The organism is Pseudomonas sp. 10B238 (genome assembly GCF_000970615.1).
In the GTDB taxonomy this organism is placed as follows: domain Bacteria; phylum Pseudomonadota; class Gammaproteobacteria; order Pseudomonadales; family Pseudomonadaceae; genus Stutzerimonas.
In genome coordinates this window covers 85,501-97,304 of record NZ_KQ033936.1, presented here as the reverse complement: position 1 = coordinate 97,304, position 11,804 = coordinate 85,501, and the positions used below count along the sequence as shown (strand labels likewise).

At 62.5% G+C, this 11,804-nt stretch carries 11 protein-coding genes; 7 read left to right on the top strand and 4 right to left on the bottom strand.

Annotated elements, in window-relative coordinates:
* Positions 1–250: 250 nt before the first annotated feature.
* Genes RT21_RS15800 through RT21_RS15785 form a run of 4 tightly spaced genes read left to right on the top strand, consistent with a single transcriptional unit; the run spans position 251 to position 4,548 of the window.
* Positions 251–523: a flagellar biosynthetic protein FliQ gene (locus tag RT21_RS15800; protein ID WP_021209062.1), complete on the top strand. Its 273-nt coding sequence runs from the start codon at positions 251–253 to the stop codon at positions 521–523.
* Between the two features lie 20 nt (positions 524–543).
* Positions 544–1,323: a flagellar biosynthetic protein FliR gene (gene fliR / locus RT21_RS15795; protein WP_046163470.1), complete on the top strand. Its 780-nt coding sequence runs from the start codon at positions 544–546 to the stop codon at positions 1,321–1,323.
* A complete protein-coding gene (gene flhB / locus RT21_RS15790; RefSeq protein WP_046163469.1) occupies positions 1,316–2,455 on the top strand; it encodes a flagellar biosynthesis protein FlhB in 1,140 nt (379 codons plus the stop codon). Before fliR ends, flhB begins: the two co-directional genes overlap by 8 nt.
* Complete coding sequence (locus RT21_RS15785; RefSeq protein WP_046163468.1) at positions 2,452–4,548, top strand: flagellar biosynthesis protein FlhA; 2,097 nt, start codon at positions 2,452–2,454, stop codon at positions 4,546–4,548. Before flhB ends, RT21_RS15785 begins: the two co-directional genes overlap by 4 nt.
* A 387-nt stretch (positions 4,549–4,935) precedes the next feature.
* Here RT21_RS15785 and RT21_RS15780 read toward each other — a convergent pair whose 3' ends face one another.
* On the bottom strand, positions 4,936–5,631 hold the full coding sequence (locus RT21_RS15780) for a dienelactone hydrolase family protein (RefSeq protein WP_046163467.1): 696 nt from the start codon (positions 5,629–5,631) through the stop codon (positions 4,936–4,938).
* A 262-nt stretch (positions 5,632–5,893) separates the two neighbouring features.
* Between RT21_RS15780 and RT21_RS15775 the strand changes: the two genes are divergently transcribed.
* Complete coding sequence (locus tag RT21_RS15775; protein WP_046163466.1) at positions 5,894–7,210, top strand: MFS transporter; 1,317 nt, start codon at positions 5,894–5,896, stop codon at positions 7,208–7,210.
* Here RT21_RS15775 and RT21_RS15770 read toward each other — a convergent pair.
* Entirely contained in the window at positions 7,207–7,542 is a 336-nt protein-coding gene (locus RT21_RS15770; protein WP_046163465.1) for a PilZ domain-containing protein, read from the bottom strand. The genes RT21_RS15775 and RT21_RS15770 overlap by 4 nt on opposite strands.
* Positions 7,543–7,720: 178 nt before the next feature.
* Positions 7,721–7,939, bottom strand: a complete 219-nt coding sequence (locus RT21_RS15765; protein ID WP_046163464.1) for a hypothetical protein — start codon at positions 7,937–7,939, stop codon at positions 7,721–7,723.
* Between the two features lie 190 nt (positions 7,940–8,129).
* Here RT21_RS15765 and RT21_RS15760 point away from each other — a divergent pair, with 190 nt between their 5' ends.
* Complete coding sequence (locus tag RT21_RS15760) at positions 8,130–9,578, top strand: iron-containing redox enzyme family protein (RefSeq protein WP_046163463.1); 1,449 nt, start codon at positions 8,130–8,132, stop codon at positions 9,576–9,578.
* Between the two features lie 24 nt (positions 9,579–9,602).
* Complete coding sequence (locus tag RT21_RS15755) at positions 9,603–10,550, top strand: methyltransferase (protein WP_046163462.1); 948 nt, start codon at positions 9,603–9,605, stop codon at positions 10,548–10,550.
* Positions 10,551–10,649: 99 nt separating this feature from the next.
* Here the strand turns inward: RT21_RS15755 and RT21_RS15750 are convergent, their stop codons facing one another.
* The gene (locus tag RT21_RS15750) at positions 10,650–11,582 is read right to left on the bottom strand and encodes an AEC family transporter (protein WP_046163461.1); all 933 of its coding nucleotides are present in this window, start codon (positions 11,580–11,582) and stop codon (positions 10,650–10,652) included.
* Positions 11,583–11,804 lie beyond the last annotated feature (222 nt).

Here is an 11,804-nt window from a genome sequence, read left to right as displayed (position 1 = left end):
AGCGCAGCGAACCGGGGACGCCTAGTCCGGTGCAGGGGCAAGACTTTTTGGTTCCTTTGGGCGGGGCCGGCCATCCGGCGACTGCCAAAAGGGACTCGCCCAGCAGGGCGAAACCAATGCCTCAGCCAACCCTGCAAATAGGCCGTACCTCCCGAAGCGCAAACCTAAAAGCTTCGCGAGGAAGCTCGCTCCTACATGGGCTTACTGCCGCGCTAACCGGCATAACCACCCTCACCTCCCAGGTGCTCCCATGCTGACCCCAGACACCGCCGTCAATATCGTCTCCAACGCCATCCACGTCATCGTACTGGTGGTCTGCGTGCTGGTGGTGCCGAGCCTGCTCGGCGGGCTGCTGGTGAGCATTTTCCAGGCGGCCACCCAGATCAACGAACAGATGCTCAGCTTCTTGCCGCGCCTGCTGATCACCCTCGGCATGCTGGTGTTCGCCGGGCACTGGATCCTGCGCACCTTCAGCGACCTGTTCATCGAAACCTTCACCCAAGCCGGGCGGCTGGTCGGTTAGCCGTGGGCAACGAACCCATCATGCAGGCCGGTCAGTACCTGCAGTCGCTGCTGGGTTACTGGTGGCCGTTCTGCCGGATCATGGCGGTGTTCAGCCTGGCGCCGATGTTCAGCCACAAGTCGCTGAGCATCCGCGCGCGGGTGCTGCTGGCGATCGCGCTGACGGTGGTGCTCACCGCCGCCCTGCCGCCCACAGCGTCCATCGACCCGCTGTCCATGAAGGGCATTCTCACCGCGCTGGAGCAGATCGCCATGGGCCTGCTGCTGGGCGTGGCGCTGATGTTGGTGTTCACGGTATTCACGCTGATCGGCGATATCGTCTCGACCCAGCTGGGGCTGTCCATGGCGGTGTTCAACGACCCCATGAACGGTGTGTCGTCGGCCTCGATCGTCTACCAGCTGTATTTCATCCTGCTGGCGCTGCTGTTCTTCGCCACTGACGGCCACCTGGTGATCGTCACCATCATCTATCAGAGCTTCATCTTCTGGCCGATCGGCAGTGGCATCCATTTCGACGGCCTGCAGACCATCGCGATGTCGCTGAGCTGGGTCATTTCCGCCGCCCTGCTGATCGCGCTACCCATCGTCTTCTGCATGACGCTGGTGCAGTTCTGCTTTGGTCTGCTCAACCGCATCTCGCCAGCGATGAACCTGTTCTCCCTGGGGTTTCCGATGGCGATCATCGCCGGGCTGATCCTGATTTTCCTGACCCTGCCAAACCTGTCGGAAGCCTACCTGCACCTGACCCGCGAGCTGCTTGGCAACATCGGCGAGATTCTGCGGAGCGGCCGCGATGTCTGAGCAGAACAGCAGCCAGGAAAAAACCGAAGAGGCCTCCGAGCAGAAACTCAAGAAGAGTCGCGACGATGGCCAGGTCACCCGCTCCAAGGACGTCGCCACCACCGTCTCGCTGTTGGCCACGCTACTGGTACTCAAATTCAGCTTGGGCTTTTTTTTCGACGGCCTGCAGCAGGCGTTCAGTTACTCGTACATCGACTTTCACAAGAGCGAAATCACCGTCGACGACCTGCAGTTGATCCTCACCCACAACCTGCTGGTGTTCATCAGTGTGCTGTTGCCGCTACTGATCACGCCGATCCTGGTGATCGCCTTCGCCTTGGTGCCGGGCGGCTGGGTGTTCGCCTCGAAGAACTTCGCCCCCAAGTTCAGCAAGCTCAACCCCATCACCGGGCTGGGACGAATGGTTGGCGCGCAGAACTGGTCCGAGCTGCTCAAGTCGATGCTGAAGATCACCGCACTGCTGAGCATCGCCGCTGGCCAGCTGTACTACGCCGCGCCCAAGCTGATCGCCCTGCAGCGCAGCGACATCAGCAACGCCATTGGCAGCGCCTTCTCGCTGACCTTCGACCTGGCGATCTCGCTGCTGCTGGTGTTCGTGCTGTTCTCGTTCATCGATATCCCGCTGCAGCGCTTCTTCTTCCTGAAGAAAATGCGCATGACCAAGCAGGAGCGCAAGGAAGAGCACAAGAACCAGGAAGGCCGGCCCGAGGTAAAGGCGCGGATCAAGCAGCTGCAGCGCCAGCTGGCCCAACGGCAGATCAGCCGAGTGATCAAGGACGCCGACGTGGTGATCGTCAACCCGACGCATTACGCCGTGGCGCTCAAGTACGACCCGAAGAAGGCCGAAACACCTTTCGTCATCGCCCGTGGTGTCGATGAAACGGCGTTGTACATCCGCAAGCTGGCCCAGGCCAACAACCTGGAGGTGGTCGAGCTGCCACCGCTGGCACGGGCGATCTACTTCAGTACCCAGGTCAACCAGCAGATCCCGGCGCCGCTCTACACCGCGGTGGCCCATGTGCTGACCTACATCCTCCAGCTCAAGGCCTGGAAGCAGGGTCGCCGGGCCAAGCCCAAGCTGGCGAGTGACATCCATATTCCCGAAGAACTGTTCAACCGAGCCCGATCATGAATTTGATTCAGAAACTGACGCCGACCTTCAGCAGCGGACGGATTGGGATCCCGCTGATCATCCTGTCGATCCTGGCGATGATCATCCTGCCGCTGCCACCGCAGCTGCTGGACGTGCTGTTCACCTTCAACATCGCCATGTCGATTCTGGTGTTGCTGGTCAGCGTGTCGTCGAAAAGTCCGCTGGATTTCTCGCTGTTCCCGACGGTGATCCTGATCACCACGCTGATGCGCCTGACGCTCAACGTCGCCTCGACGCGGGTGGTGCTGCTCGAAGGTCATACCGGCACAGGCGCCGCGGGCAAGGTGATCGAAGCCTTCGGTGAGGTCGTCATCGGCGGCAACTTCATCGTCGGCCTGGTGGTGTTCATCATCCTGATGATCATCAACTTCATCGTCATCACCAAGGGCGGCGAGCGGATCTCGGAAGTGACTGCGCGCTTCACCCTGGACGCCCTGCCGGGCAAGCAGATGGCCATCGACGCCGACCTCAACGCGGGTCTGCTGAGCAACGACGAAGCCAAGGCGCGCCGCCAGGAAGTGGCCAAGGAAGCCGACTTCTACGGTGCAATGGACGGCGCCTCGAAGTTCGTTCGCGGTGACGCCATCGCCGGCATCCTGATCCTGCTGATCAACCTGTTCGGTGGTTTCGCCATTGGCGTCTTCGTCCACGATCTGGCGGCGGGCGAAGCCTTCAAGCAGTACGCCCTGCTGACCATCGGTGACGGTCTGGTCGCGCAGATCCCGGCGCTGCTGTTGTCCACCGCCGCAGCGATCATCGTCACCCGCATCAACGAATCCAGCGACATCACCAGCCAGGTTCAGCGCCAGCTGCTGGCCAACCCGGCATCGCTGTATACGGTGGCCGGCATCCTGTTCGTGCTCGGCCTGGTGCCGGGCATGCCGCACCTGGCGTTCATCGGCTTTGCCGCGCTGATCGGCTTCATCGGCTGGCGGGTGTCGCTGCACGAGCCGCCAGCCGCCGGTGCCGATCTGAAGGAAATCCAGGCCATCGGCCAGGCGATGGACAAGGAAAAGGCCCAATCGCTGGCCTGGGAAGACATTCCCCTGGTCGAGCGTTTGTCAATTTCGCTGGGCTATAAGCTGGTCGGGCTGGTCAACGAAGCCTCCGGCGCGCCGTTGCCAGCGCGGGTGCGCGGCGTGCGCCAGACGCTGTCCGAGCATCTCGGCTTCCTGCTGCCGGAAGTGCAGATCCGCGACAGCCTGCGGTTGAAGGCGTCGCAATATGACATCTACATCAATGGCGAAAAGATCGACGGCGCCGAACTGCATGCCGACCGCCTGATGGCGATTCCTTCGCCCGAACTCTATGGCGAGATCGACGGCATCCTCGGCACCGACCCGGCCTATCGCATGCAGGTGGTGTGGATTCAGCCCTCGGATAAATCCCGCGCGCTGAACCTTGGCTACCAGGTGATCGACTGCGCCAGTGTGGTCGCCACGCACCTGAACAAGGTGGTGCGCGAGCATTTGCCTGATCTGTTCAAGCACGACGACGTCGAGCACCTGATGCAGCGCCTGACCCTGCAGGCACCGAAGCTTGCCGAGAGCCTGAAGAACGCGCTGAGCTACACCCAGCAAATGCGCGTCTATCGCCAATTGCTGCTGGAAGAGGTGCCGCTGCGCGACATCGAAACCATCGCCAGCACCCTGCTCGAATGCAGCGAAACCACCAAAGACCCGGTGCTGCTGGCTGCCGACGTACGCTACGCATTGCGCCGCAGCATCGTTTCGATGATTGCCGGCGATCGTCGTGAACTGGCGGTGTTCGTGCTGGAAAATGCGCTGGAAAACACCTTGCTCAATGCGCTGGCGATTGCGCAGCAAGCCGGTCAGGTGAGCCTGGACAACATCCCGGTGGAACCGAGCCTGCTCAACCAACTGCAGAACAGCATGCCGGTGGTGAAGGAAAAACTGCGCAAGGATGGCCACCCACCAATCCTCACCGTGATGCCGCAGCTGCGTCCGTTGCTGTCGCGCTACGCACGGGTGTTCAGCCCGGGCCTTCATGTGCTGTCGCAGAACGAGATTCCAGATCGGGTCGGGGTGAACATTCTCGGGACGCTGGGTTAACCAGTCGCAGTCCTTGGCCCGCCGTGAGACGGCCAAGGGCGCCCAGTTCGTGCTGCCTGTCAGCGGCCTGCCCGAACGTCCAAGGATCGCCAGCAAGCTGGCTCCTACAAGTGCGGAACGGCGCTCCCGCTCACTGTCCGTGCGGGCTGCTTATGTAGGAGCGACCTTGGTCGCGATCAAGGATCCGTCGTGGCGACTCGCACGCAGACCAAGGATCGCCAGCAAGCTGGCTCCTACGGGTGCGGGGAGGCGGCCCCGCTCACTGTCCGTGCGGGCTGCTTATGTAGGAGCGAGCTTGCTCGCGATCAAGGGGCCCGCCGCGGCTACCTCTCGAAGCAGCGCTTGCTGCTATAGCGCCTACTGGGCAAACACGGCCCGCTTGGATTACTACAGGTTCTCGGCCAAGAACACCAAGCTCCGCCCATGGGCCAGCGCCGCAGCGTTCTGGTTGTACATGGGCCGTGCCCAGCAGTTGAAGCCGTGGTCGACGCCCGGATAGGTCTCGATCTGCGCTTGACCGACCTGGGCCATCTTTTCCTGGACGGCGGCCACCGCGTCGGAGTCGATGTGGTCGTCTTCTTCGGCGAAGTGGAACAGCGTCGGGCAGGTAATCCGCTCGGCCTGGTCCAGGCGTTTCTCGATGCTGCCGGGGTAGTAGCAGACTGCGGCATCGACGCCCGCATTGGCCGCGCTCAGAAACGACAGCACGCCGCCCATGCAATAGCCCACCGACGCCACGCGGCCGTTGCAGTCATCGCGCCCGCGCAGCAGCTCGACGCTGCGCCGTAGATCGTCGATCGCCAGGTCGAAATCCAGCGCCTGCATCAGCGAGAAGGCCTGCTCCCAGTCCTCCTCGCCATAACCAAGCTGGACACCCGGTTCGCTGCGCCAGAACAGGTCCGGGGCCACTACGACGTAGCCATCGGACGCGTACTGGTCGGCGACCGACTGGATGTGTTCGTTCACACCGAAGATTTCCTGAATCAGCACGATGCCCGGGCCATGGCCGGCGGGCGGCAGTGCCAGGTAGCCCTTGAAGGTCTTGCCGTCTTGCGCGGGAATGTCGATCCACTGTGAAGTCATGCCTGTCTCCGTTGGGTTGCGAGTTGCCGGACAATTTCAGGCGCACCTAAGAGCACCGGTCGAACAGGTGCGACAGGTACAAAGGGGCTGAGTTCGCGCGGGCTCAGCCCTGTGTTCAGTCACGCTATGTCCGCCTGTCATCACGGCAGAGGCAACGAGGAACATTCCGCCGCGCGCCTTGGGTCAGAGGTTCTGACTCGGCAGCCCGGCTCCATTAACATGCCGGGCTTGCTTCGACACATCACCAACACGGAGACGACCGATGCCTCAGGCGCCCGCGCCAGACGCTCATGCCCTTAGCGGCGAGCCGAACAACCCGCGTCTGTATCGAAAGATCGCCTGGCGGCTGATTCCGTTTCTGTGCTTCTGCTACCTGGCCGCCTACCTGGACCGCATCAATGTCGGCTTCGCCAAGTTGCAGATGGCCGAGCAACTGCAGCTCAGCGAAGCGGCCTTCGGCCTGGGTGCGGGCCTGTTCTTCGTCGGCTATATCCTCTTCGAAGTGCCCAGCAACCTGATCCTCAAGCGTGTTGGCGCGCGGGTCTGGATTGCGCGGATCATGATCACCTGGGGCGTGTTGTCGGCCTGCACCATGCTGGTCACCACGCCGGCGCAGTTCTACGTGGTGCGCCTGCTGCTGGGCGTCGCCGAAGCGGGCTTTCTACCGGGCGTGCTCTATTACCTGACATTGTGGTTCCCGACCTATCGCCGAGGGCGGATCATCGCGCTATTCATGATCGGCCTGCCGCTATCAAGCGTGATCGGCGCGCCCTTGTCCGGCTGGATTCTCGGTGCATTCGATCAGGTGCAGGGCCTGCGTGGCTGGCAATGGCTGTTCCTGCTCGAAGGCATTCCCAGCGTGCTGCTCGGCCTGATGGCGCTACGCGTGCTGCCCGACAGCCCGAAGCGCGCCGACTGGCTGGATATCAACGAGCAGGGCCAGGTGCTGCGCGACCTTACCCTCGATGAGGCGCAGAGCCCGGCCAGTGGCGAGACCTTTCGCCAGGGCTTCTTCAACCTCAAGGTGTGGATGCTCGGCGGCATCGACTTCGCGATCTTGCTGAGCGCGTATGCGCTGGGCTTCTGGATGCCGACCTTCATCCGCAACGCCGGCGTCAGTGATGTGTCGGAGATCGGCCTGCTGACCGCCGTGCCCAGCATCGCCGCGGTGCTCGGCATGCTTGTGCTGGGCGCCAGCTCCGACCGCTTCCGCGAGCGCCGCTGGCACATCATCCTGCCGTTCTGGATTGGCGCCGTCGCCATGGCAACCAGCACCGCGTTCACCGACAACGTGATCATGACGGTGCTGCTGTTCTCCATTGCCCAGGCGGCCATCATCGGGGCGGTTCCGGTGTTTTTCAGCCTGCCGGCGACATTTCTCACTGGCACCGCGGCAGCAACCGGCTTCGCCCTGGCCTGCTCCTTGGCGAACATCGCCGGCCTGGTCAGCAATACGCTGATTGGCGTCACGCTCGACCTCACCGGGGAAAGCGGTGCGGCGTTGTGGTTCTTCGCGGCGTGTCTGGTGCTCGGCTCGCTGCTGGTGATCGCGCTGCCGGCCAAGGTGGTGAATCGCTAATCGCGCCGCTTGGGCATCAATTCGCCAATCAACCGGGTGTATTCCTCACTCGGGCGATCCAGGGAGAAGCCCATTTCGAAACTGTCGCGGCGGGAATCTTTGCGCACCCACTGGCAGAGCACCACGATCTGCACTTCACGGGTTCGATCGCCCACGGTCGGCACGTGCAGGCACATCTCATAGCAGCCGTTCACGCCCAATGGCTGCTTGGCGACCAGGCGCAACCCGCCTTTCGACAGGTCAGCCACGTAACCCATAGGGTCGCCGCTGAGACGATTGGTGACCTGGATACGGCTGAGATGGCGGAAGGTGAGTCGGCTGTGTTGGCGCATGGCGAGGCTCTGGCAGTCCTTTGTTCCGCTGCGAAACGGCTGGGATCGTCCTCCCAGGCATAACGGTGGCGGCGTGCTTAAAGGCTGCAAGCGACCGAAACACAACGGAAATTAAGGGATCAGCCAATTATTTTTACAGCTAGCGGAGCGGGGCCAAGGCTCCGCTCCGCAACCCTGGCTAGCGCTCGGGGCGATCCTGCTTGTTGCGCTTCAACGCTTCTTCATCGCTGACCTCATCGGCCATGCCCGGCGGGACGTTGTAGGCGCCGCCTGGGACATCGTCACGATCACCGCCAGCAGCTTCGCCATTGGTGGTCCTGTCCGCCTGGTCGATGCGCTCCTCGTTGCGATCGTTGATCGTTTCCAGGTTTTCCTTGCCGCGTTCGGATTGATTCATGGGGACCTCCGTCTGGTTGCTCATTCGGACACCGCTCGGCATCTCTATAGGTTAGGAAGACGCGCGATCGCAGAAGTTGCATGCAAATCTGCCGAGATGGCCGGCCATTCGGCAGGCGCGCTGAACTAATCCGGCATAGCAACGGCCAAAAAATCATCTGGGGGTTTCCCCACTGCCACCGTGTGAACCTATGCAACTGACTCGAAGCCTGCCCGTCGACACCACGCCTGTAACCTGTGAGGTGGCAGCGCCTTCCAGGGCGCTTTACTTCGCCCTGCTCGACGCTCCCGATGACGCAGCCGTGCGCAATCGCGCCGCTGACTACCTCAATGCACAGTTGGACGAAGCCTCAGCGCTGCCCTGCGACCTGCCGCACGACCCAGCCGGGCTCGGGGATTGGCTGGACGCACACACGGCAAAGGTCGGCGGGCAGTATCAGGCCTACCTTGACGAACGCCGCGCCGGCGGGCCACGCCGCTACTTCACCAGCAAGGCTCATGCGCTGCACTTTCTGCGCGGTGTAGCGCCGACCAAACTGGTCGATGGCGCCTGGCTCTATGGCCTGCTGCAGCGCTGGGACGATGCGCGTTTCACTTCGCTGATTCAGACCTATCTCGAGGAGCTGGGCGAAGGTCAGCCGGAAAAGAACCACGTGGTGCTATACCGCAAGCTGCTCGCCAGCCAAGGCTGTGACGACTGGCAGACGCTGGATGACGACAACTTCGTCCAAGGCGCCATCCAGCTCGCATTGGCCGAGCACGCCGAGCAGTTCCTGCCTGAGGTGATCGGTTTCAACCTCGGCTACGAACAACTCCCGCTGCACCTCTTGATCAGCTCCTACGAGCTCACCGAGCTGGGCATCGACCCCTATTACTTCACCTTGCACGTGACGGTCGACAACGCCGACAACGGCCATGCGAAGAAGGCCATTCAAGGCTTGCTTGCGGCCTGGCCGCAGGTGGGCGACAGCGAAGAATTCTATCGACGAGTCATGAACGGCTATCGCCTGAATGACCTGGGTGCGAGCACGCTTTCGGTGATTGGCGGTTTTGAACCCGAGCAGGAAGTGATGCGCGTGCTGGAGAAAAAGGCCGGCGTCGGCCAGTTCGTGCATTCGGACTACTGCCGCTTCGATGGGCGTACCGTGAACCAATGGCTGGCCGAGCCGGAACAGATCCCGCAATTCATCGAGACGCTACAGCGCCGCCGCTGGATCAAGCGTCACGAAGACCCACAGCACAGCCGATTCTGGCAGCTGATTACCGGCGAACAAGCCCCGATGTTCGGCGTTTTCAGCGCCCACGAGCAGCAATTGATTCACGACTGGATCGCTGGCGACTGGCTGGCCGAGCAGACACCCACCCGTGGCAAGCCGCACCCGTCGCTTGCACAACGCCAGGTGCCGTTCAGCAGCCGTCGACGGACATCTACCGAGCGGCCGGCAAAGCCGGCGCTGGTGCAGCAGGGCCAGCACGTCAGCGACTTCGATCAGGAAGCCTTGCTGCTTGAACAGCAACTGACACAGCTACCCACACGTGAAGCACGCATGCGCCACCTGCTGCCGCTGTTGGCACCGACGCGCCACCACAGCGCGGCCGGACTGCTGGCCACCCGCATCTTCACCGGATTATTCAATTGAGGCGAACTCGCCAGGGAATCTGAAATGCCCACGGAAACTGCCCAGGACCGCGCGCTGCTGCACCTGGCCCAGGCGCTGCGCGAGCGCGGTTATCACTTCATCACCCCCACGCCGCTGACGCACGAGCGGGTCAACGCGCGGGTGGAAAACCAGCTGGCTAAAGATCTGGAAGGTGTCTTCGGCTGGAGCCGGCCGTTCCAGCATGAGCTGCTGCCGCCGGCAATTTTCAGCCTGATGGATCAAGCCGGCGTGCTTGCCCCCAGCGACTCACGCTGGCGTAGCCGGGTGCGGATGTCGAGCCTCGACGGCCAATTGTTCGTACACTCGGCCTACCCCACCGACGCGTCAGACGCCGTGTTTTTCGGCCCGGATACCTACCGGTTCGCCAATGCCATCCTGGCCCACCTGAACAACCACAAAGGTCAGATCGGGCGTGCCGTGGACATCGGATGTGGCTCCGGTGCAGGGGCCATCCTGACGGCACTGGCACGGCCACAGGCAGAGGTGCTGGCGGTGGACATCAACCCGGCCGCGCTGCGCATGACCCGCATTAACGCGGCGCTGGCCGAGGCTGACAACCTGAAGGCCCACCACAGCGATCTGCTCAATGACATAGATGGTCAGTTCGACCTGATCCTGGCCAACCCGCCCTATCTGGTCGATCCGGACGAGCGCGCCTATCGCCACGGCGGAGGACCCTTGGGGGCTGGGCTTTCCTTGGCGATTTTCGACAGCGCACTGGCGCGTCTCGCCCCGTGCGGCACCTTGCTGCTCTATACCGGCGTAGCGATGAAGGGCAATCAGGACCCATTCCGCCGCGAAATCGAGCAGCGTCTCGACGGTCACGGGCTGGAATGGCGATATCGAGAAGTCGATCCCGATGTCTTCGGTGAAGAGCTGCTCGACGGCGCCTATACCGAGTGCGACCGGATTGCGGCGGTGGTGTTGGAAGTCACCCGATCGGCGGGCTGAACGTTACCGCGTTGAAAACGCTTCGCGGTTTTCCACCCTACGACCGGCCCAGACGTAGGGTGGATAACGCCGCAGGCTTATCCACGGGCACCAGGACCTTTATATGGGCAGCAGCACCAGGCAGACCGACAATGTGATCAGCGAGCCGAGCGTCGAAAGCAACACCACGCGCGACACTCGCGACGCCTCGCGTCCATAGAACTCTGCGAGCATGTAAGGCCCGGTGCCGGTGGGTAGTGCGCTGAGCAAGAGCGCCGAATACGCCCACAGGGTCGGCAGCTCGAACACCTGAAAGGCCAGATACCAAGTGATCAGCGGCTGCACCACCAGCTTCAACGTGACCAGCGGCCAGACACCACTCACCGTGCCACCCGGCTGCGGTTGCGCCAGGAACAACCCCAGCGAAACCAACGCGCACGGTGCCGCCGCCGCGCCCAGCAACTTTAGCAGCGTCGCCACCGGCACCGGCAGATCCAACCCGCTCGCCGCCCATAACCCACCCAGCAGGGGCGCCACCACCAGCGGATTACGCAGCAGCGCGACACTGACCTTTCGCAACGTCTGGTTGAAGCCCTGCCCGGCGTGCAACCCGGTCTCCACGCACGCCAGCGCAATGGCGAACAGCACACAGACGACGATGATCGACGCCACCATAGCTGGCTGCAGCGCTTCGTCGCCCAGCACCAACATGCACAGCGGAATGCCGATGTAGCCGGTATTGGCATAGGACGCACCGAGCGCATCGAGACTGGCGTCGGCCAGCGGCTGCTTTTGCAACAGTCGATAACCAAGCGTGAAGCCGAACACACCGAGGCAGCCCACCGAGAACGCCGTGATAAAGCCTGGTTGCCAAAGCTGCTCCCAGGTGGAATTGCCGACGACACTGAAGAGCAGCGCTGGCAACCCCAGCCAGACCACGAATCGGTTCAGCTCGGAGGCGCCCGTCGGGCCCATGCGCCCGGTACGGCGACAGATGAAACCCAGCAGGATCAGAGCGAAGACTGGGAGGACGATGTTAACGACGGCGGACATGGACTCTCATTGTGTGGTGGCCGCCAGAGGGTGGTGGAAGGGGGCCGGCTGCCGACCTTAGCAAAAAAATGGCTCATCGCATGCCTGGAGGCGGATCGTCACTCGACTGGCAAACGGGTTTGGCTGGGTGTTTCGCTTTTCACAGCGATGGACCAGTGGGTTGGGACCTTGGTGGTGGACGGTTTTGCTTCGCTTGTTAGCGCACGGCCTGGCAGACAACCC